Source organism: Pandoraea sp. NPDC087047 (assembly GCF_044745225.1).
Lineage (GTDB): Bacteria > Pseudomonadota > Gammaproteobacteria > Burkholderiales > Burkholderiaceae > Pandoraea.
The window spans coordinates 17,575-38,766 of record NZ_JBIUZU010000016.1 but is presented as its reverse complement, the minus strand read 5'-3'; the positions used below and the strand labels follow the sequence as shown (position 1 = coordinate 38,766).

The 21,192-nt window shown below is 64.7% G+C and carries 20 protein-coding genes; 7 read left to right on the top strand and 13 right to left on the bottom strand.

What is annotated here, in order from left to right; all coding sequences use genetic code 11:
- Window positions 1-312: 312 nt before the first annotated feature.
- Both ACIPHM_RS23285 and recG read right to left on the bottom strand, forming a co-directional pair.
- Window positions 313-1,257 carry a LysR substrate-binding domain-containing protein gene (locus tag ACIPHM_RS23285; RefSeq protein WP_400333670.1) on the bottom strand — a complete coding sequence of 315 codons (945 nt, stop codon included), beginning with the start codon at window positions 1,255-1,257 and terminating at the stop codon, window positions 313-315.
- Window positions 1,258-1,380: 123 nt separating this feature from the next.
- Window positions 1,381-3,720 (bottom strand): ATP-dependent DNA helicase RecG, encoded by a 2,340-nt coding sequence (gene recG / locus ACIPHM_RS23280; RefSeq protein WP_400333668.1) that lies wholly within the window; start codon window positions 3,718-3,720, stop codon window positions 1,381-1,383.
- A 131-nt stretch (window positions 3,721-3,851) separates the two neighbouring features.
- Here recG and queA point away from each other — a divergent pair, with 131 nt between their 5' ends.
- From queA to ACIPHM_RS23250, 6 genes are all read left to right on the top strand, one after another.
- Window positions 3,852-4,934: a tRNA preQ1(34) S-adenosylmethionine ribosyltransferase-isomerase QueA gene (gene queA, locus ACIPHM_RS23275; protein WP_400333666.1), complete on the top strand. Its 1,083-nt coding sequence runs from the start codon at window positions 3,852-3,854 to the stop codon at window positions 4,932-4,934.
- Between the two features lie 161 nt (window positions 4,935-5,095).
- Window positions 5,096-6,226: a tRNA guanosine(34) transglycosylase Tgt gene (tgt, locus tag ACIPHM_RS23270; protein ID WP_400333664.1), complete on the top strand. Its 1,131-nt coding sequence runs from the start codon at window positions 5,096-5,098 to the stop codon at window positions 6,224-6,226.
- A gap of 224 nt (window positions 6,227-6,450) precedes the next feature.
- Window positions 6,451-6,717, top strand: coding sequence for a preprotein translocase subunit YajC (gene yajC / locus ACIPHM_RS23265; RefSeq protein WP_233179920.1), 267 nt, complete (start codon window positions 6,451-6,453; stop codon window positions 6,715-6,717).
- A gap of 133 nt (window positions 6,718-6,850) precedes the next feature.
- The gene (gene secD, locus ACIPHM_RS23260; protein ID WP_400333661.1) at window positions 6,851-8,743 is read left to right on the top strand and encodes a protein translocase subunit SecD; all 1,893 of its coding nucleotides are present in this window, start codon (window positions 6,851-6,853) and stop codon (window positions 8,741-8,743) included.
- A gap of 24 nt (window positions 8,744-8,767) precedes the next feature.
- The gene (gene secF / locus ACIPHM_RS23255) at window positions 8,768-9,742 is read left to right on the top strand and encodes a protein translocase subunit SecF (RefSeq protein WP_400333658.1); all 975 of its coding nucleotides are present in this window, start codon (window positions 8,768-8,770) and stop codon (window positions 9,740-9,742) included.
- Between the two features lie 210 nt (window positions 9,743-9,952).
- Complete coding sequence (locus tag ACIPHM_RS23250) at window positions 9,953-10,645, top strand: cytochrome b/b6 domain-containing protein (RefSeq protein WP_400333655.1); 693 nt, start codon at window positions 9,953-9,955, stop codon at window positions 10,643-10,645.
- Window positions 10,646-10,735: 90 nt separating this feature from the next.
- Here the strand turns inward: ACIPHM_RS23250 and ACIPHM_RS23245 are convergent, their stop codons facing one another.
- Together ACIPHM_RS23245 and purB are read right to left on the bottom strand one after the other, a co-directional pair.
- Entirely contained in the window at window positions 10,736-11,185 is a 450-nt protein-coding gene (locus ACIPHM_RS23245) for a c-type cytochrome (RefSeq protein ID WP_400333653.1), read from the bottom strand.
- Window positions 11,186-11,397: 212 nt separating this feature from the next.
- On the bottom strand, window positions 11,398-12,771 hold the full coding sequence (gene purB / locus ACIPHM_RS23240; RefSeq protein WP_400333650.1) for an adenylosuccinate lyase: 1,374 nt from the start codon (window positions 12,769-12,771) through the stop codon (window positions 11,398-11,400).
- 140 nt (window positions 12,772-12,911) lie between these two features.
- Between purB and ACIPHM_RS23235 the strand changes: the two genes are divergently transcribed.
- Window positions 12,912-13,538, top strand: a complete 627-nt coding sequence (locus tag ACIPHM_RS23235; RefSeq protein ID WP_400333648.1) for a glutathione S-transferase family protein — start codon at window positions 12,912-12,914, stop codon at window positions 13,536-13,538.
- On the opposite strand, the gene ACIPHM_RS23230 is transcribed toward ACIPHM_RS23235, so the two are convergent.
- From ACIPHM_RS23230 to ACIPHM_RS23190, 9 genes are all read right to left on the bottom strand, one after another.
- The gene (locus ACIPHM_RS23230) at window positions 13,466-14,761 is read right to left on the bottom strand and encodes a transglycosylase SLT domain-containing protein (protein ID WP_400333647.1); all 1,296 of its coding nucleotides are present in this window, start codon (window positions 14,759-14,761) and stop codon (window positions 13,466-13,468) included. The genes ACIPHM_RS23235 and ACIPHM_RS23230 overlap by 73 nt on opposite strands.
- Window positions 14,758-15,930: an EscU/YscU/HrcU family type III secretion system export apparatus switch protein gene (locus tag ACIPHM_RS23225; protein WP_400333644.1), complete on the bottom strand. Its 1,173-nt coding sequence runs from the start codon at window positions 15,928-15,930 to the stop codon at window positions 14,758-14,760. Before ACIPHM_RS23225 ends, ACIPHM_RS23230 begins: the two co-directional genes overlap by 4 nt.
- Before the next feature lie 7 nt (window positions 15,931-15,937).
- Window positions 15,938-16,762, bottom strand: a complete 825-nt coding sequence (sctT, locus tag ACIPHM_RS23220) for a type III secretion system export apparatus subunit SctT (RefSeq protein WP_400333642.1) — start codon at window positions 16,760-16,762, stop codon at window positions 15,938-15,940.
- 5 nt (window positions 16,763-16,767) lie between these two features.
- Complete coding sequence (gene sctS / locus ACIPHM_RS23215) at window positions 16,768-17,034, bottom strand: type III secretion system export apparatus subunit SctS (protein ID WP_400333640.1); 267 nt, start codon at window positions 17,032-17,034, stop codon at window positions 16,768-16,770.
- Window positions 17,035-17,053: 19 nt separating this feature from the next.
- The gene (gene sctR, locus ACIPHM_RS23210) at window positions 17,054-17,704 is read right to left on the bottom strand and encodes a type III secretion system export apparatus subunit SctR (protein ID WP_400333637.1); all 651 of its coding nucleotides are present in this window, start codon (window positions 17,702-17,704) and stop codon (window positions 17,054-17,056) included.
- A gap of 137 nt (window positions 17,705-17,841) precedes the next feature.
- The gene (locus ACIPHM_RS23205) at window positions 17,842-18,924 is read right to left on the bottom strand and encodes a hypothetical protein (protein ID WP_400333635.1); all 1,083 of its coding nucleotides are present in this window, start codon (window positions 18,922-18,924) and stop codon (window positions 17,842-17,844) included.
- Window positions 18,914-19,396, bottom strand: a complete 483-nt coding sequence (locus tag ACIPHM_RS23200) for a hypothetical protein (RefSeq protein ID WP_400333633.1) — start codon at window positions 19,394-19,396, stop codon at window positions 18,914-18,916. The genes ACIPHM_RS23205 and ACIPHM_RS23200 overlap by 11 nt, the downstream gene beginning before the upstream one ends.
- Before the next feature lie 44 nt (window positions 19,397-19,440).
- The gene (locus ACIPHM_RS23195) at window positions 19,441-19,851 is read right to left on the bottom strand and encodes a hypothetical protein (RefSeq protein ID WP_400333630.1); all 411 of its coding nucleotides are present in this window, start codon (window positions 19,849-19,851) and stop codon (window positions 19,441-19,443) included.
- A complete protein-coding gene (locus ACIPHM_RS23190) occupies window positions 19,827-21,191 on the bottom strand; it encodes a FliI/YscN family ATPase (protein ID WP_400333628.1) in 1,365 nt (454 codons plus the stop codon). Before ACIPHM_RS23190 ends, ACIPHM_RS23195 begins: the two co-directional genes overlap by 25 nt.
- Between the last annotated feature and the right edge of the window lies 1 nt (window position 21,192).

Below are 21,192 nucleotides of genomic sequence, written 5' to 3'. Positions count from 1 at the left end.
TTGAGTTGAGTCATCGCGGGCACCTCGAATGCGTCTTTCTGCGGGGGCAGTCATCGGCGTCCGATGGCTGCGTTGCGTATGTCTGGCGGCGGTTTCAAACGCACGTTGCTAGATTAATTATTTTTATTAAAACAGTCGAATTAATCGTTTTTATATATGCCATAGCCAAAAGCAATACGCCGCGGCACGGGGCAGCGGCGTATTGATGGCGATGGCGGGTGTCGCTTGGTGGGGACTGGAAACCTGGTGAGGCTCGAGCAGCAATATCGGGGCAGGCCGGGCACACATCGCGCCGCCTGACGCCCCTGCGGATCAGTTGGACGTGACGGGCATATCGAGCGGAATCACGCCCGGCAGGTTGCACCGGGCGACGGCCTGCGCGACGGCTTCGATCGCCGGCAGGCGCGTGAAGCTCTTGCGCCATGCGAGCACGACGCGACGGTCGGGCACCGGTGCCGAGAACGGCACGTAGCTCAGCAGGCTGTCGGGCTCCTGCGTCTGGGGCACAGACGTCTTGGGCAGCACTGTGATGCCAACGCCGCTGGCGACCATCTGACGAATCGTTTCGAGCGACGAGCCTTCGAATGTCTTCTGAATGCCGTCGGCGTTCTGCGAGAAGCGCATCAGCTCGGGGCACACACCCAACACATGATCCCGGAAGCAATGCCCGCTACCGAGCAGCAGCATCGTTTCCTGTTTGAGATCGGCGGCGTCGATCTGCGCCCGGTTGGCCCACGCGTGCGAGCGCGGCAGCGCCACGACGAAGGGCTCGTCATAAAGCGGACGCACCATCAGCCCGCTCTCCGGGAACGGCAACGCCATGATCGCGGCGTCGATCTCGCCCTGCTTGAGCAGCTCGATGAGTTTGAGCGTGTAGTTCTCTTGCAGCATCAGCGGCATCTGCGGCGTGGTCTCGATCATTTGCTTGACCAGCGCCGGCAGCAGATACGGTCCGATCGTGTAAATCACGGCCAGCCGCAGGGGGCCGGCGAGCGGATCGCGGCCCTGCTTGGCGATTTCCTTGATGGAGAGGGTCTGCTCGAGCACGCGCTGCGCCTGCGCCACGATCTGCTCGCCAAGGGGCGTCACGCTGATTTCCTGTGCGCCACGCTCGAAAATCTGCACGTTCAACTCGTCTTCGAGCTTCTTGATCGCCACCGAGAGCGTCGGCTGGCTGACGAAACAGGCTTCCGCCGCGCGTCCGAAATGGCGTTCGCGCGCCACGGCAACGATGTACTTGAGTTCCGTGAGGGTCATGTCGTCCTAACCTGTGTAAATTAATCGAATTACCGCAATCGATAGATTTTGTTTTTTATAGCACAATCGGACGGCAAATGCCCGTTTTCGGACGACGCCTTTGCCGTCATCATCCCGACTGCATCACGCCTTCAGATAGTCTTCGCGCGCCCCGAGCCAGCGCTCCAGATGCGCCGCTACCGCGCCGGGATGCGACTTCAGCAGCGTGTCGGCCGCTTCCTGCACGCCGGGAATCATCCAGGCGTCCTCGTTCAGATCGACGAAGCGCAACATTGCCGCGCCGGATTGCCGGGCTCCGAGAAATTCGCCGGGGCCGCGGATTTCCAGATCGCGCCGCGCGATGACGAAACCGTCGGTGGTCTCGCGCATCGTCTGCAAGCGCGCCTTCGCGCCCATCGACAGCGGCGAAGCGTACATCAGCAGACAGACCGATTCCGCCGAGCCGCGCCCGACGCGTCCTCTCAACTGATGCAACTGCGCAAGGCCGAAACGCTCGGCGTGCTCGATCACCATCAGCGACGCGTTAGGCACATCCACCCCCACTTCGATCACGGTCGTCGCCACCAGCAGATGCGTATCGCCGCGCGTGAAGTCCTCCATCACGGCGGCCTTCTCCGCTGGCGAGAGGCGGCCGTGCACGAGGCCCACGCGCAGTTCGGGCAACGCCGCGACCAATTGCGCGTGCGTGTCGACGGCGGTCTGCAACTGAAGCGCCTCGCTCTCCTCGATCAGCGGGCAAACCCAGTACACCTGACGTCCGGCGAGCGCCGCCGCGCGCACGCGATCGATCACCTCTGGACGCCGCGTGTCACTGATCAGTTTCGTCACGACCGGGCTGCGGCCCGGCGGCAACTCGTCGATGACGGAGACGTCGAGATCGGCGTAGTACGTCATGGCGAGCGTGCGCGGGATCGGCGTGGCGCTCATCATCAACTGATGTGGCATGGCGTTCGCGCCCATGCCCGCGGTCTGCATCTTGCTGCGCAGCGCGAGACGTTGCGCTACGCCGAAGCGGTGCTGCTCATCCACGACCGCCATGCCCAGGCGGGCGAACGTGACCGTGTCCTGAATAATCGCGTGGGTGCCGATAACCAGTTGGGCTTCACCACTGGCCACCCGCGCGAGCGCCTCGCGCTTTTCCTTCGCCTTCATGCTGCCTGCGAGCCACGCGACTTGCACGCCCAGCGGCGTGAGCCACGCCGAGAGCTTGCGCAGATGCTGCTCCGCAAGGATTTCGGTCGGCGCCATGATCGCCGCCTGAAAACCGGTGTCGATTGCCTGGGCAGCGGCGAGCGCCGCGATGATGGTCTTGCCGCTGCCCACGTCGCCCTGAAGCAGACGCTGCATTGGATGCGCCTCGGCCAGATCGGCGCGAATCTCGGCCCACACGCGCTGCTGGGCACCCGTCAGACGGAACGGCAGCGCGGCTTCGAAGCGTTCGAGCAAGCCACCCGGCACGTGCGCGCCGAGGGCCGGCGCGGCCAGACGGCGACGCGCCGCCTGCGCCCGCTTGAGCGAGAGTTGCTGCGCGAGCAACTCCTCGCACTTGATACGTAACCATGCGGGATGCGAACGCTCCATGAGCGACGTCTCCGAAACATTCGGCGGCGGGGCATGCAGCAGACGCACCGCGTCGGCCAACGCCGGGAGCGGATGCTCAGGGCCAATGGCGTGCTGAAGCAATCCGGCGGGCAGCAACTCGGGAAGCGGCGTGCGATCCATCGCGTTGTGAATCGCCTTGCGCAGATACGCCTGCGACAGACCTGCCGCGCTCGGGTACACCGGCGTGAGGGATTCGGGCAACGGGGCGGCGGTGTCCTGCACGACGCGATACGCGGGGTGCACCATCTCCAAGCCGAAAAAACCACCCCGCACTTCGCCGCGCACCCGCACGCGCGTGCCGATAGCGAGCTGCTTTTGCTGGCTGCCGTAGAAATTCAGAAAACGCAGCACCAATTCGTGCCCTTCGTCAGCGATGCGTACCACCCACTGACGCCGCGGACGGTACGCAACGTCGCTCGACGTGACCACGCCTTCGACCTGCGCCAGTTCGCTCGGCAGCACCTCGCCGATCTTGCGCAGCGTGGTTTCGTCCTCGTAGCGCATCGGCAGATGCAGGATCAGGTCGATGTCGCGTTTGAGGCCGAGTTTGGCCAGCTTATCTGCGCTGCCGGCGCCTGCTTTTTTGGCAGCAGGCTTCGCATCTTTAGCGGGTTTGGCGTCTTTCGCCGATTTGGCGGACTTCGCAGCCTTCGGGGATTTGGCCGACGCCGGCTCGTCAGCACCGCTCTGCGTTTGCGCAGGCGAGCTCACGCGCTTGGCGCCCCCCTTGGCACCGGGCTTGGCACTTTTGGCTGCGGGACGCGGCGAGGCGTCTGCCGGTTCGCCTGCGGTATCGGCAAGATCCACAAGGTCGGCAGGGACGTCGTCAGGCGCGGTGGCGGGCATTCTGCGTTCGGTCATGCAGTCGCGAGTCGGGGGCTTCGGAAGCGTTCATCACCCGCAAAGCGCGCACCATACCGGCAGGCTTGCGGACGAACCAAGTAAAATGGCGGTTTCAGGGTCTGTTCACCCTGAGCATTGTAAACGCTGTGATGTATACCCTTTCCGATTTCGATTTCGACCTTCCGCCCGAACTTATCGCGCAGACCGCGCTCACCGAGCGCACCGCCAGCCGCTTGCTGGAGGTCGACGGCAGCATCACGCCGCCCCATCTGTATGACCGGCACTTCGCCGATCTGCCCAACTTGCTCGCGCCCGGCGACCTGCTCGTATTCAACGACACGCGCGTCATCAAGGCGCGCCTGTTCGGCCAGAAAGCGAGCGGCGGCAAGATCGAGGTGCTCGTCGAGCGCGTGATCGACAGCCGCACCGCGCTCGCGCAGATTCGCGCCAGCAAGAGTCCCGCGCCCGGCACCGTGCTGCGACTGGCCGACGCCTTCGAAGTCACCGTGGGCGAGCGCGTCGAGCCGTTCTATACGCTGCATTTTCCCGACGACTGCTACACGCTGCTGGAAACCTACGGGCGTCTGCCGCTGCCGCCGTACATCGAGCACGATGCCGACGCCGCCGACGAAACCCGCTATCAGACCGTCTACGCCCGCAATCCGGGGGCGGTCGCCGCGCCGACCGCCGGCCTGCATTTCGACGACGCGCTCTTCGCCCGTCTCGACGCGCTGGGCGTGCAACGCGCCACGCTGACGCTGCACGTCGGCGCAGGCACGTTCCAGCCGGTGCGGGTCGACAACCTCAACGAGCACAAGATGCACTCGGAGTGGTACGAGATCACGCCCTCGCTGGTGGACGCCATCGCCGCCACGCGCGCGCGCGGCGGACGGGTGATCGCCGTGGGCACGACGTCGATGCGCGCGCTCGAATCGGGCGCGCAGGCCACGCTGGCCGCCGGCGGCGCGCCGGCTACGCTTCGTGCCGGCAGCGCCGAGACGGACATCTTCATCACGCCGGGCTATCGATTCCAGTTGGTCGAGCGTCTGATCACCAACTTCCACTTGCCCAAATCGACGCTGCTCATGCTCGTGTCGGCGTTCTCGGGCATGGAGACGATCCGCGCGGCCTATCGCCACGCCATCGAGCAGCGCTACCGCTTCTTCAGCTACGGCGACGCGATGATCCTGTCGCGCGTGGAAATTCAGCACGCACCGAAAGCCGCGGCCTGAAACCCTCTCGATGAACGAATGGCCGCGGGGCGCGCGGCCGTCCGAGGCGAGACAGACCCGGTACAATAGCGCCTTGGCCGCGCATGGGGCGCTGGCCGCTTTTTTTGACGTCCCGAGCGGGCGCCGGCTTGTGTTGCCGGTGGTGCCGGGGCGCACGACACATGCTCAAGTTCGAACTCATCACCACCGACGGGCAAGCCCGCCGGGGGCGCGTCACGCTCAACCACGGCGTGGTCGAGACGCCCATCTTCATGCCCGTCGGCACGTACGGCTCGGTCAAGGCAATGTCGCCGGTCGAGCTCGTCGAAAACAACGCCCAGATCATTCTCGGTAATACCTTCCACCTGTGGCTGCGCCCGGGGCTGGAGACGATCGCCGCGCACGGTGGCCTGCACCGCTTCATGGGCTGGGATCGTCCGATTCTCACGGATTCCGGCGGCTTTCAGGTGTTCAGCCTCGGAGAACTGCGCAAGATCAGCGAAGAAGGTGTGAAATTTGCGTCGCCCGTGAATGGCGACCGTCTATTCCTCTCGCCGGAAATCTCGATGCAGATCCAGCGCGTGCTCAATTCGGACATCGTCATGCAGTTCGACGAGTGCACGCCGTACGAGATCGACGGCCGTCCGGCCACGGAAGTCGAGGCCGGCCAGTCGATGCGCATGTCGCTGCGCTGGGCCAAGCGCTCCATCGACGAATTCAACCGTCTCGAGAACCCGAATGCGCTGTTCGGGATCGTTCAAGGCGGCATGTACGAGCATTTGCGCGACGAATCGCTCGCCGGTCTGTCGGAACTGGACTTCCACGGCTACGCGATTGGCGGACTGTCGGTGGGCGAACCGAAGGAAGACATGATGCGCGTGCTGGAGCACGTGGCGCCGCGTCTGCCCGCGAACAAGCCGCACTACCTGATGGGCGTGGGCACGCCGGAAGATCTGGTGGCCGGTGTGGCGGCAGGCGTCGACATGTTCGACTGCGTGATGCCTACGCGCAATGCGCGCAACGGCTGGCTGTTCACGCGCTTTGGCGATCTGAAGATCCGCAATGCCTCGCATAAGAGCGATACGCGCCCGCTGGACGAAACTTGCGACTGTTACACCTGTCGAAACTTCTCGCGCGCCTATCTGCACCACTTGCAGCGAGCCGGGGAGATTCTGGGTGCGCGGCTCAACACCATCCACAACCTGCATTACTATCTCACGCTGATGCAGGAAATCCGGGATGCCATCGAGGCCCACCGATTCGACGCGTTCGTCACCCAGTTCCGGGCCGATCGCGCGCGCGGCGTGCAGTGACGGCCGGGACCCGGAAACGGGTACCGAATCCTCGGGGGAACGGGGTCGGGCAGTGGTAAAATGCCGGGCTTGGATCCTGCATCCTCGCACCGAAACACACGCCGCGCGTGTCGGGAGACCGGCCACACGCGGCTTTTACACGTCTTACATAAGGAGAACCGAACGTGCTGATTTCCGAAGCCTTCGCTCAGACGGCAGGCGCCGCCAGCCCGACCAGCAACCTGATGAGCTTCTTGCCGCTCGTGCTGATGTTCGTGGTGTTGTACTTCATCATGATCCGTCCGCAGATGAAGCGTCAGAAAGAAACCCGCAACATGCTGGCGGCCCTCGCCAAGGGCGACGAAGTCGTGACCTCGGGCGGCCTGGCCGGTCGTATCTCGAAGGTCGGCGAGACCTTCGTGACCGTGGAGATCGCCGAGAACGTCGAGATCAACGTGCAGAAGGGCGCTATCACCACCTTGCTGCCCAAGGGCACCATCAAGGCGCTCTGATCCTTCGCACAACCGCATGCGGCCGCCCTTACCGGCGGCCGCAGTGCATGGCGGCGCCGGTCGACTCGACGGCGTCATCATGCAAGAGGTCTGAAGCACGGTTTGCCATGAGGCATCACCCTAGCCTGCCGCTATGAATCGCTATCCTCTCTGGAAGTACATCGTCATTCTGGTGGCTCTCGCCATCGGGGTGCTCTACACGCTACCGAACCTGTTCGGTGAAACGCCGGCGGTACAGATTTCCAGCGTCAAGGCGACCGTCAAGGTCGATCCCTCGACGCTTTCGCGCGCGGAAGACGCGCTCAAGGCACAAAACATCGCCTACACCGGCGCAGTGTTCGACAGCACGGGCAACAATCCGAGCGTGCGTATTCGCTTTGCCGATACGGACACGCAGCTGCGCGCCAAGGATCTTCTCCAGACGTCGCTGAACACCGACCCGACCGACCCGACCTTCGTCGTCGCGCTCAACCTGCTGTCGGCCTCGCCGGAATGGCTCTCCAGGATCCACGCGCTGCCGATGTACCTCGGCCTCGACCTGCGTGGCGGTGTGCACTTCCTGCTGCAAGTCGACATGGCCGGCGCGATCACCAAGCGTCTGGACGCGGCGGCCGCCGATGCCCGCACGCTGCTGCGCGACAAGAACATTCGCCACAACGGCGTGACGCGCACGGACAACGGTATCGAAGCGGCCTTCAGCACGCAGGCAGACGCCGACCGCGCCCGCAGCGCGCTGAGCGACGGCCTGCCCGACCTCTCCTACGCCACGCAAGCCGGCCCGAACGGTACGTTCAAGGTCGTGGGCTCGTTCACGGACGCGGCCCGTCGCGCGGTGCAGGACAACGCCGTCAAGCAGAACATCGTCACGCTGCATAACCGGGTGAACGAACTCGGCGTGGCCGAGCCGGTGATTCAGCAGGAAGGCCCGGACCGTATCGTGGTGCAGTTGCCCGGCGTGCAGGACACGGCCAAGGCCAAGGACATCATCGGACGCACGGCAACGCTCGAAGCGCGTTTGGCCGATCCGGACGCTCCGCGTCTGATCTCGGCAGACACGCCGGTGCCCCCGCAGGACGAACTGTTCCTGCACGGCAATGGCGCGCCGGTCATGCTCAAGCGTCAGGTGATTTTCAGCGGCGACCGCATCACCAGCGCATCGGCAGGCTTCGACGATCACCAGCAACCGTCGGTCAACATCAAGCTCGACGCCGCAGGCGGGCGCGTGCTGCGCGACGTTTCGCGCGACAACATCGGCAAGCCGATGGCCATCGTGCTGTTCGAGAAGGGCAAGGGCGAAGTGCTGACGGTGGCGAACATCCGCAGCGAACTGGGTCAGAGCTTCCAGATCACCGGTATGGGCTCGGCACAGGGCGCGAACGATCTGGCGCTGCTGCTGCGCGCCGGCTCGCTCGCCGCGCCGATGGAAATCATCGAAGAACGCACGATCGGCCCGAGCCTCGGTGCCGATAACGTGCAAAAGGGGGTGAATTCGGTGCTGTACGGCCTGGTCGCCATCGCCCTGTTCATGATGATGTACTACATGCTGTTCGGCGTGTTTTCGGTGATCGCACTGCTGTTCAACCTGCTGCTGCTCGTGGCCGTGCTCTCGATGATGCAGGCCACGCTCACGCTGCCGGGTATCGCCGCTATCGCGCTCACGCTCGGTATGGCCATCGACGCCAACGTGCTGATCAACGAACGTATCCGTGAAGAACTGCGTGCGGGGGCGTCGGCACAGAAGGCGATTTCGCTGGGCTTCGAGCATGCCTGGGCGACGATCGTGGACTCGAACGTGACCACGCTTATCGCCGGTCTGGCGCTGCTGGCGTTCGGTTCGGGCCCGGTGCGCGCGTTCGCCGTGGTGCACTGCCTGGGTATTCTGACTTCGATGTTCTCGGCCGTGTTCTTCTCGCGCGGTCTGGTCAACCTGTGGTACGGCAGCCGTCGCAAGCTCAAGACGCTGGCGATCGGTCAGGTCTGGCGCCCGGACGGTGCGACGAACGCACCCGACGCGGGCGAGCAATAACCGCAGGCGCGAGAGGAAACAGTCATGGAATTTTTCCGCATCAAGAAAGACGTGCCGTTCATGCGGCACGCCCTCATCTTCAACGTCATCTCGGCGCTTACGTTCCTGGCGGCGGTGTTCTTCCTGCTCACGCGGGGCTTGCACCTGTCGATCGAGTTCACCGGCGGTACGGTCATGGAAGTGGCCTACACGCAGGCGGCCGATCTCGAGAAGATCCGTGGCGAAGTCGGCAAGCTCGGCTATCGCGATGTGCAGGTGCAGAGCTTCGGCACCTCGCGCGACGTGATGATCCGTCTGCCGATTCAGAACGGGTCTGACGGCAAGCAAGTCACCAGCGCGCAGCAAAGCGACGCTGTGATGACCGCGCTCAAGGCCGACGCCCCCGACGTGTCCCTGCGTCGCGTGGAATTCGTCGGTCCGCAGATCGGGCACGAGTTGTTCACGGACGGTCTGCTCGCACTGACCTTCGTCGTCGTGGGCATCATCATCTATCTGTCGTTCCGCTTCGAATGGAAATTCGCAGTGGCCGGTGTGATCGCCAACTTGCACGACGTGGTGATCATTCTCGGCTTCTTCGCCTACTTCCAGTGGGAGTTCTCGCTGGCGGTGCTCGCAGGGGTGCTGGCGGTGCTGGGCTACTCGGTCAACGAATCGGTCGTGATTTTCGACCGGATTCGCGAGACCTTCCGCAAGATGCGCAAGGCGACGGTGCAGGAAGTCATCGACCACGCGATTACGACGACCATGTCGCGTACGATCATCACGCACGCGAGCACCGAAATGATGGTGCTGTCGATGTTCTTCTTCGGTGGCCAGACGCTGCACTACTTCGCACTCGCACTGACCGTGGGTATTCTGTTCGGTATCTACTCGTCGGTGTTCGTGGCGGCAGCGCTGGCGATGTGGTTCGGCGTGAAGCGCGAAGACCTCATCAAGCATGCCAAGGACGACGAAGAAGGTGTCGATCGCAACGACCCGAATTTCGGCGCACGCGTCTGACGGGCTCACGCCCCCAGCGCCTCGTCTGCGCGCGATCTGAGAAAACCGCCGGCCTGTCCGGCGGTTTTTTTTCGTTCGTCGATGGCGTGGGCGCCCCTGCGCACGCGCCGCTGATGCCGCGCGCCGACAGGCTCGACTGAGTCCGAACGTGCAGCCGTGATGGGCTTACGGTAATCTCGCGGAATTCGCTATTGACGAGAGCTCACACTGATGAAGCCGATCCGCATCTGGGACTTGCCCACCCGACTGTTCCACTGGTCGTTTGCCGCGCTGGCGGTCGCCGCATACGTGACGGCCAAGACCGGCGGCAACGCGATGATCTATCACTTCTGGTGCGGCTATGCGGTGTTCGCGCTGCTGCTCTTCCGTCTGGTGTGGGGCATTGCCGGGCCGCGCTATGCGCGCTTCAGCGCGTTCCTCACCGGCCCGCGCACGTTCTTCCGCACGTGGCGCGCCCGCCCCGACTCGGGCACCGACGCGCGCTTCGCTGGCCACACGCCGCTGGGCGGCCTGTCGGTGATCGCAATGCTGCTGTTCTTTGGCATTCAGGTCGTGCTGGGACTGTTCTCGAACGACGATATTTTCAACGACGGGCCGCTCGTCAAGTTCATCGACAAGGACACGAGCGACATGCTAACGGGCTGGCACCTGCGCAATCATTGGGTATTGATCGCGCTTGTGGCGCTGCACGTGCTGGCGATCGTGTATTACCGCGTCGCACGCAAGAAGGATCTGATCAGGCCGATGATCCTAGGCGACAAGACGCTTGCGACGCCCGCGCGCCCGGCGCGTGACGATTGGCGTGTGCGAGCGGGAGCGCTGGTGCTTGTCGTGCTGGCCTCGGCCGTGGTGTATCGCATCGTACATCTGGCACCCGCCGTGGCAGCGCTGCCGTCGTATTGACGCTTGTTGACGCTTGACGTTATCGTCGCCCAATGAAAAAGCCGGTCGCTTGAAAACGACCGGCTTTTTTCGTTCCGACGCGAAGAAGACTTACTTCGCCCGGAAGTTGTCGTGGCAGCTCTTGCAGGTCTGCGCGGCTTCACCGAAAGCGGTCTTGATCGACGCGAGGTCGCCGCCCTTGGCCACGGTGTTGAGCTTCGCCACCGCCGTTTCCATCTTCTCGGCGGCTTGCTGGAACTTCGCCTTGTCGGAGAAGACTTCCGGTTTGGCGCGGCTCTTTGCATTCGTCTGACCGCCTTCGAATGCCGGCCAGGGCAATTTCGAGAGCGTGGCGACGAGTTCGGCGTTCTTCGCGACGTCGTCCTTGTTGAACGGGGCGTCGCCCTTCACGACCGCACCCATGCGGCCGAAGTGATTTCCGAGCAGGAAAAGCGCCGACTGACGATACTCAACGGCGTCATCGGCCTTGGCGAACTGGGCTTGAGCGAGTGCCGGCACAACGGCGGCGGCAAGCGCTGCAACTGCGAGAGTGAACTTCATTTGTAGGGTTCTCCTTATCGTTTGTGCGGCTATGATACACAGCTACCCGCGAGCGTGTATGCCGCAGTTGTCATAGGGTCATATGCGGGTCATTCGCGGATCGCTCGCACGGTCGTAAGCATCACTAAACAGAGCGCCGCCATGCAAAACGGGCCGCAGATGCGGCCCGTTTTGTTGATGCGAAAGCGCCCGATGTTTGGGCTTAAGCCTACTTAAACGCGCTTGGCGAGCGACTCGGCAATGCCGACGTAATTCGCAGGCGTCATTTCGAGCAGACGTGTCTTCTCGTCTTCCGGAATGGCGAGATTCTTGATGAAGGCATGCAGCCCTTCGCGGGTAATGCCCTTGCCGCGCGTGAGCTCCTTGAGCTGTTCGTACGGATTCGGCACACCGAAGCGGCGCATCACGGTCTGCACCGGCTCGGCCAGCACTTCCCACGTGTTGTCGAGGTCTTCGTTCAGACGCTGCGGGTTGACTTCGAGCTTGCCCAGACCGCGCAGGCACGAGTCATAGGCGAGCAGGCTATAGCCGAACGCCACGCCGATATTACGCAGCACGGTCGAGTCCGTCAGGTCACGCTGCCAGCGCGAGACCGGCAGCTTGTCGGAGAGGTGACGCAGCACGGCATTGGCCAGACCGAGGTTGCCTTCCGAGTTTTCGAAGTCGATCGGGTTGACCTTGTGCGGCATGGTCGACGAACCGATCTCGCCGGCCTTCGTCTTCTGCTTGAAGTAGCCGACCGAGATGTAGCCCCAGATGTCGCGGTTCAGGTCGAGCAGGATCGTGTTGGCACGGGCTATGGCATCGAACAGCTCCGCCATGTAGTCGTGCGGTTCGATCTGGATCGTGTACGGGTTGAACGTCAGTTTCAGGCGCTCCTCGATGACGGTCTTCGAGAACGTTTCCCAGTCGTAGTGCGGGTAGGCCGACAGGTGGGCATTGTAGTTGCCGACGGCGCCATTCATCTTCGCGAGCAACTCGACGCGGCGAACGCGCTCAAGCGCACGTGCCAGACGCACCGCCACGTTGGCCAGTTCCTTGCCGAGCGTGGTCGGCGACGCCGGCTGGCCGTGCGTGCGCGAGAGCATCGGCTGGGCGGCATGCTCACGCGCCAGTTCGCCGAGTCTGGAGACCAGCGATTCGAGGGCAGGCACGATCACCTCGTCGCGGGCGCCCTTGATCATCAGGCCGTGCGAGGTGTTGTTGATGTCTTCCGATGTGCAGGCGAAATGGATGAATTCGCTTGCCTTTTCGAGTTCTTCCTGGCCCTCAACCTTTTCCTTGAGCCAGTACTCGACGGCCTTCACGTCGTGGTTGGTGACTTTCTCGATGTCCTTGATGCGCTGCGCATCGGCGTTCGAGAAGTTCGTGGCCAGATTCAGCAGGAACGTCTCCGCATCGGCCGAGAACGGGGCAATTTCGGCAAACTTGGCCTTGGACAGGGCGATCAGCCAATGGACTTCGACCGTCACGCGATGACGCATGAATGCCGCCTCGGACAGCCACCGACGCAGTGCGTTGGTCTTGCTGGCGTAACGGCCGTCGAGCGGGGAGAGCGCGGTCAATGGGGAGAATTCGTCGGACATGGCACTGGGCACCGAAAAAGAAAACCGGGGAGCCGGCGAGGCGCCAGACTCGGAAAGGCCAGTATTTTACCATTCCCCGGCGGCGGCCATCCCGCACGTTATACTCTGCTGCGCGCTACAGCGATTTATCAAGGATTCACATGAAGTTGATCGGTGCCCTCGCCAGTCCCTACGTTCGAAAAGTCCGCATTGTGCTGGCTGAGAAAAAGCTCGACTACAAGCTCGAGCTGGAGAATGTGTGGGGCGACGACACCCGTATCCAGCAGTCGAACCCGATCGGCAAAGTGCCGTGTCTGGTGATGGAAGACGGCGAAGCCGTGTTCGATTCCCGGGTGATCTGCGAGTACCTGGACACTCTCTCCCCGGTCGGCAAGCTGATTCCGCCGTCGGGCCGCGAACGCGCGGAAGTCCGCTGCTGGGAAGCCCTCGCCGACGGGCTGACGGACGCCGCCGTGCAGATTCGCGTCGAGGGCATGTTCCACGACGAAGCGTCGCGCTCGCAGGTGTTCATCGCCCGTCAGCTCGGCAAGATCGAAGAAGGCCTGCGGGCGATGGCGCGCGGCCTGGACGAGCGTCAGTGGTGCGCGAGCAACCGGCTGACGCTGGCCGACGTGGCCGTTGTCTGCTCGCTCGGCTATCTCGATTTCCGGTATCCGGAGATCAACTGGCGCGAGCCTCATCCCAACCTTGCCCGTCACTTCGAGCGCATGTCCGCACGCGCCTCGGTCGCCGACACCGTTCCCACGGACGTGATCTCCGCGCTTTGACGGCTGGCGGGCGCGTTGTTCGGGCTTGCCGGGCTTGCCGGCCTTATTGGGCTTGCCCCGCGCCTCGCGTGCCCCGAGGCGGCGGAAAGACCCGGGCGTGCGTCGCGCGTACCCTTTGCCCCGCGCCCACTGCGCGCCTCAAGCCCAGTGGGCCTGAGCGCCGCACCGGTGGTTCGCTCGCGAGCACGCGACGGGATGGCGACGGCAGGCTGATCGCGTCCCCGGCCGCTGCCGGCCGCCCCCCGCTTTCCGGTCCCGCCTGCCCTTTGCGCTTCGGCCGACGGGCTGCGCGTAATCAGCGTCCCCAGCCCCTGCAACAAACGCCACGCGTGCGCTGTCTGGTCCTCGTGCGCCTGCACGAGCGGCGCGGGCGCGGGATTTGACGGCATCGAACGCTTGGCGGGAGGCGCGTCCGCCTGCGCGACGGGCGGCGCGTTGCCGACGTCACGCAAGCGCGAATACCCGGCCAACACCTTGCGCACGTAATTCTGCGTCTCCGGAAACGGCGGCACCTGACGTCCATACCGCAAGACGGCGCCCTCCCCGGCGTTGTAAGCCGCCAGCGCGAGCGTCACATCGTCATCGAAGCGCGACAACAGCCAGCGCAGATACGACGCGCCCGCACGCAGGTTCTCGGCGGGATCTTCCAGACGTCGCACGCCGAAACGCTGCCCCGTGCGCGGCAGCACCTGCATCAGCCCGATGGCGCCTCGTCCCGATACCGCTTGCGGGTCGTAACCCGACTCGATGTCGATAATCGCGTGCAGCAGCGCGGCGTCGAGCGACTTGGCCTGCGCGGTGCGACGAATCAGTGCGTCGAAAGGCAGGGTTGCCCGGGGCTGTCCCGAGGCAGCCGCTTGCGCTGTTGGGTTCGACGGCGGGGCACGCTCCGGTAAGTCTGGACGCGTTGCCACCGCGCGCGCATCACGCGCCACCACTTTTGGGGGCATCACTGAGGGATCACGCTCCGGCAAGACCGGAAGCGCTACCACCGCGCGCGCATCAAGAGCCACATCACGCACCACATCGCGCGGCGGCATCGTCGACTGGCTCGGCACCGGCACCGGCACCGGAACAACGATTTGCGCATCGGTCATGCGCGGGTGGAGCGGTAGCAATCCGCGATCCGTCGACGCCAGCGCCGACAGTGCACTCAGCCCCAGCACGCCGGCCACGACCATGCGCCGTCGCGCGCGCGAAAATTTCGTCGGCAGCGTGCTCATACGCCCTCCTTTTCGCCGGTGCGTCCCGGCGCATTCGGGGCATCAGGCCCTACATCGCGAACTTCATCGCGCCCTTCCTCCGGCAGCCCATCCCCTTCATCCGGCACAGCTTCCGGCGTCGCCTCAACCTCATAAGGCAGATCGAGCGCGAGGCGCAGAATTGCGGCCACGGCGTCGAACAGATCAGGGGGAATGGGGGCGTCGATCTCGACATCGTTCATGAGACGCCGCGCCACCGGCACATGCTCGACCACCGGCACGCCTTCGCGCTCCGCGAGCTCGACAATCCTTCGTGCGCGCGCGTTGCATCCCTTTTCGATGACCAGCGGCACGGCCGTCTCGCCGGGGACGTAGCGCAGACAGATCGCGAGGCGCGTCGGGTTGCGCACCACCGCTGTCGAGCGTTTGACGTTGTCCGACAGGCTGCCGCTCTCGATCGTCTCGCGGTGAATATCGCGCCGCTTGTTCTTGAGCTCGCGGTTGCCTTCGACTTCCTTGGTCTCGCGCTTGATTTCGTCGTGAGACATCATGAGTTGCTTGCGCAGTTGATACTTCTGATAGGCGAAGTCGAGCCCGCCGAACACCACATAGGCGACGACAAGCACCGCCATCAGCCAGAACAGCAAGCGGGCCGTGAGCATCAGGCCGCACGACGCCCCGCACTGCGGCAGCGCCGTGAGCGAGGGCGTGTACTGCCGGATCAGATAGAAGAAGACCATGCCCAGCACAGCGACCTTGACGAGCGATTTACCGAACTCGAACAGCGACTGCAGCGAGAACAACTGCTTGGCCTTGGCGAAGGGATCGATGCGTTCGTACTTGGGCCGGATGACCTCCGGCGCGACCAGCGCGCCCACCTGCAAGATCATCGCGAGCCACGTCGTCACGACCAGCAGCACCGCAAGCCCGCCCCCGAAGCGCACGAAAACCAGCAGCGACGGCCCGAGCATGCCCTGCACCGCTTCGTCCACCGGATCGTGCAGCACGAGCAGCATGCGCGAGATGAGGGCTTGCAACGCGTCATAGAGCGCCGGGCCTTCGAACATCAGCCATGCGAGCACCGCGCCGAGCTGCATGCACACGGCAAGGTCGGCACTCTTCGCGACGCGGCCCTTCTTGCGCTCGTCCTCGATCTTCTTGCGTGTCGGCGGCTGACTCTTTTCGCTCATGCGCGCCTCACGATGCGGGTACCGGCAGCGCCAGCGCCGCCCACGCACGAAACACGTCGGGCAGGCGGTACCAGCCGGCCAGCGGCACGGCAACGGCGAACGGCAGGCTCGCCACCGTGACCAGCAACGCCATCGCACTTTTCACCGGCATGGCGAGAAAGAACACGTTGAGCTGCTGCGCCGCGCGATTGATGAAGCCCATCGACATATCAACGAGCACCATCACAACCATGGCGGGCAACGCCACCGCCACGCACATGACCTGCATCGCCTGCCAGAGCGACAACAGCCACGCCAGCGCGGCGTCGTCCCATCGCCACTGTCCGCCGATGGGCAGCGTGGTGTAGGAGGCGTACAACGCCGTGAGCAGCGCGTGCGCGGCCGGTGTGACGAAGAAGAGCACGCAGAGCATCTGCGTGAGCGCAATGCCGAAGACCGACGATTGCGCGCTCATGAGCGGGTTGAGCACGCTCGCCATGGACGCACCGCGCATCGTGTCGATCACGTAGCCCGTCATGTCCACGGCCCAGAACGGCAGCGCCGCCACGAATCCCAGCAGGCCGCCGATGAAGAGTTCGCTCAGAATCAGCAGCGCCCAGCCGCCCCATTGCGACGGCATGTCCGGTGTGGCGTGCACGAGAGCCACGACCGGCAACGCCAGGGCGAGCACCATCGCATTGCGCAACAGGCCCGCGCCAAGCATGCCGACGGAGAGCACGGGCAAGAGCATGGCAATGCCCAGCGGACGCAGCATCGCAACGCCCCATGCCAACACCCACCCGAACAGGTCGGCCCACAGCGGCGAGAGCAGCGAGTCGAAGGAGGACGTCATGCCGCTCATCCCATCCGGCTGATCTGCTCGAACGCACCGTTCGCGTAGTTGAGCAGCACATGCCCCATCCACGCGTAGCTCGCGGCGAGCGTGATCGATACGGCAATGAGTTTGATGAGGAACTGCACGGTCTGGTCCTGCACCTGCGTGAGCGCCTGCACGAGGGAGACCAGCACCCCCACGGCGGACGCCACCACGACTGTCGGCAGCGACATCAACAGGGTGAGCCAGAGCATTTCGCTCGTGAGATTGACGACGATGGCTTCACTCATCGGTGGGCTCCATGCGTTGTCATGCGTACGAGAGCATCAACTGGCGCACCAGTTGCTCCCAACCGTTCATCATCACGAAGATCAGCAGCTTGAACGGCAGCGCAATGGTCATGGGCGAGACCATCATCATCCCCATCGCGAGCAGAATGTTCGAAATCACCAGATCGATCACGACGAACGGCAGATACAGCAGCAGACCGATCTTGAATGCCTCGGCCAACTGGCTCATCGCAAAGGCCGGCATCAGGACGAGCAGGGAATCGGCGCCGAGCCGGTCCCGATGGGCCTCGGGCCACATCTCGCCGCCCAGACCGGCGAAGAAGTCGCGTTGTCTCGCGTCGGTGTGACGAACGAGGAATGCGCGATAGGGAGAGAGCACACTCGCGTCGACATCGGCCACGAAGCTCTTCGACGACAGCGACACGGGACGCTTCTCAAGGTTGTCCTCGATGTCGAACGCGACCGGCGCCATGATGAAGCAGGTCAGCACGAGCGACAGGCCGTAGATGGCGATGTTGGGCGGAATCTGCTGCGTGCCCAGCGCATTACGAAGCAGCGCGAACACCACGGCGAGTTTCAGAAACGCGGTCCCCAGCACCACCAGCAACGGCATGATCGATAGCAGCGACAGCAGTACGACGAGCTGCATCGGGTGGTCGAGCAGGGACATACGAACTCCAATGAGCGCCGCAGGCTGCGGTCCTTGATTGCCGGTCAGCGCTGACGAAATGGATGGAAACCGGACGAAGCCGTCAGAAGGGATCGCCGTGCGAACGCACGGCGAGGTGGTGCAAATGCCAGAGGATGTTAGGTCGTCGCGGAATGCACGCCCATCGGGTCACCACCCGAAATCTCGTCGACGGGGGCGTCGGGACTTGCCGGCGTGCCATCGATTTGCACCGCGAGGCATCCGTCGCCGAAACTCAGCAAACGCCCGCTCGCCCACGGGGCGCCGTCGCGCCAGAGAGTGATGCGATCGGCGGCCAGTGCATTCGCTGTCGCTGCGGGGTGTCCGGCGGGGTGGCCCGCGCGCCAGGCCATCAACCAAGGAATGGGAATTCGCCCTTCGGCGATGACCGCGAACAGGCGGGTGCATGTCGGTGGGGGGTGCGCATTCGCGTCCTCATGCCCGCCCGAGGCACGGCGCTCCAGCGTAACGACGCGACGTCCCGCGGGCTGGCCATCGCGCATGGCAATCGCGTGCTCGCCGTCCAGCAACCAGTACTCGCCCGAGCGAACATCCGCGGCAACGTCGAGCAGCACCGCACCGCCGTCGAGCTGGCTATCGCACAGCGCGGCGGGCAATTCGGCCCATCCCGCGACCAGCGGGCAACGTCGCTCGGGCAGCCCCGCAGGGTCGAGCGGCACGTCACCGGGCGTCGCCTGCTGGCAGCGCTCGCGTAACCACGAAGTCGCGCCGTCGAGATACTGCAACGCGAGGCGTCTGTCATCACGCACCAGCACTATGCCAACGCGCCATGCCGTCTCCACGGGCTCACGGGCGATGGCCATGCCCTGCGGCCATGAGGCGAGCGGTGCCGGCGCCTCCATGGGGTCACCGCTCATGCGTCCCGTGGCCAGCGTGAGCGACGCAGCGCTCGCCTGCCATGCGGGCGGCAATGTGTCCCACGACGGCACCGGCAAGCTCGGTGCAAGCCAGTCCGACCATTGCTGGGCGTCGCACCAGAAGCGCGTGCGGCCCGCCACGCCTTCGTCGACATGCGCCGTCACGATAAGGCCGTCGCCTCCCGCGTGAAGCCAGCCGACGCGCACTTGCGTGTCGTCCTCGATGAACGTCACGCAACCGGCGCCTGCGAGCAGATCGTCAAGGGGACTGTCGACAACGGTCCTCAGCGCCTGGGCATTCGATGCATAACACTCATGGGACATAGCGCGCCTCGACTTCGATCGTGACGGGCAAGGCGAGGCGCGACGTCAGCGTCCGGGAGAGGGGCCCCCGATGCGCGAGCAGACGCCGGTACATCGCGAGCTGAATGCACAGCAGACTCACCGTGATGCCCTGCCGCCCGCGCCGGGCTTCGACGACCAGCGTATCGAGCGCACCGCCATGCACGATGACGCGCAGCGCGCTTGCCCCATCCCAGTTGGCATCCTGACGCGCGTGCCAGACACGCAGCCAACGCAGCACGTCGGCCGGTCCGCTCACGCAGGCGGCGGGCTCGGACATCAGCGAAAACGTCCGTTCGCCCCTGTCGCCCTTCCCGCCTTTGCCGCCCGTATCCCCCTTGTCGCCATGCCGTCTAAGCTGACCTGTTGACGTTTCCCCCCGATGCGATGTGGTTCGGTCGGACAGGCTGGCGAAAACGTCGATGGACAGGCCGCTGCGGTGAATGGTACTCATCGTGAATTCCTCGTGATGGCGATGGTTGGGAAGCCTGCTCGGATTCAACTGCGGTAAAGCCTCAGCAGTTCGCGCAATTTCTCTTGCTTGCGTGCGTTTGCCTGAAGATGTTCGCGTTGCGCTCGCAAATTCGCCTCGGCCTGCTTCGCGCGGGCGAGCGCGCTGCCGTGCCGGGCCTGCGCCTCACCGAGGGCGGCGCGCTGCGCCTCCACGGCGCGCGACGCCCCGTCGGCTTCGCGCTGCCCGTAGACACCGCCACGCAGCAAGGCGTCCTGCCACGCGTGACGCTGCGCCTCGCACGCGCGCTCGCTGGCGACGACTTCGGCGTCGGCCTCGCGCGCCGCCTCCGTCAGACGTGCCAGTGCCGCGCGCAGGCTCGCTTCGCGACGTCGCGCGAGCACCGCCAGCGCCGCGATGCCCTCGCGATCCTTCAGTTCGCGAGATGTTCGAGCCATGCGAGGGTGTCGTCGAACGGCGCAACGTCGTGCTGTGCCTGACACAGAAATGCGCGGATGTCGGGAGCTCGCGCGAGCGCCTCGTCGGTATCGGGATCGTTGCCCGCCTGATATTCGCCAACGCGAACCAGCAGCTCGACGTCCGCCGCCAGCGCCATGGCGCGTCTCACGCGCGCCGCGCATTCGACATGCCGCTCACCGGCGACTTGCGACATCACGCGCGACAGGCTCTTCGCGACATCGATGGCGGGATAGTGGTTCTCCTGCGCGAGACGCCGCGACAGCACAATGTGACCGTCGACAATCGATCGCACTTCGTCGGCCAGCGGATCGTCGAGGTTGTCGCCCTCGACGAGCACCGTGTAGAACGCCGTGATGCTGCCGCGCTCGCCCGTGCCGGCCCGCTCCAGCAGCCGTGGCAGACGCGCATAGAAACTCGGCGGCAGACCGCTCGTCGCGTTGAGCGGCTCGCCCGCGGCCATGCCGATATCGCGCACAGCGCGCCCGAAGCGTGTGAGCGAATCCATGAGCAGCAGCACGTCCTTGCCCTCGTCGCGAAACGCTTCGGCGATCGCCGTCGCGGTGTAGGCGGCCTTCATCCGCTCCAGTGCGGGACGATCGGAGGTCGCCACCACGCAGACCGTTCGCGCACGCGCCTGAGGCGTGAGTGCCTGTTCGAGAAACTCGCGCACCTCCCGGCCGCGCTCGCCGATCAGCGCGAGGACGATCACGTCGGCATCCGCGCCCTGGCACATCATCGCGAGCAATGTGCTCTTACCGCCGCCCGCCGCCGCGAAAATGCCAAGACGCTGGCCGCGTCCGCACGTCAGCATGCCGTCAATGGCACGAATGCCGATGGGTAACGTGTTGGAGACCAGCGCTCGACGCATGGCCGGCGGCGGCTCGGCATCCAGCGCACGCCATTCGATGTCTGGCGGCCGGGTGTCGTTGACCGAGGTTCCGGGGACCAGCGCACGCCCGAGTCCGTCGAGCACCTCGCCGATCAGATGCTCGCCGACCGCCACGCGCGACGCAGTACCCAGCGCCTGTACCAGCGCGCCGTTGGCCACGCCATTCGGCTCGGCGTAAGGGGCCAGCCAGACGTGCCGTCCCTCGACCGCAATGACCTCGGCATCGAGTTCGGGCGACAGCACACGGCATTGCTCGCCGAGCGCGGCACCGGGCAATTGCGCCCGCATGGCGTTCGACGTGATCTTGTCGATGCGTCCGTATCGGACTTCGCGGCGCGTCGCGCGGCGCAGGTCGTCGCACGCCTTGCGTTGCGCGTCGAGCGTGCGGCGCAGACCGCTGGCAATGCGCGTGGCGTCCGGGCGGCGCATC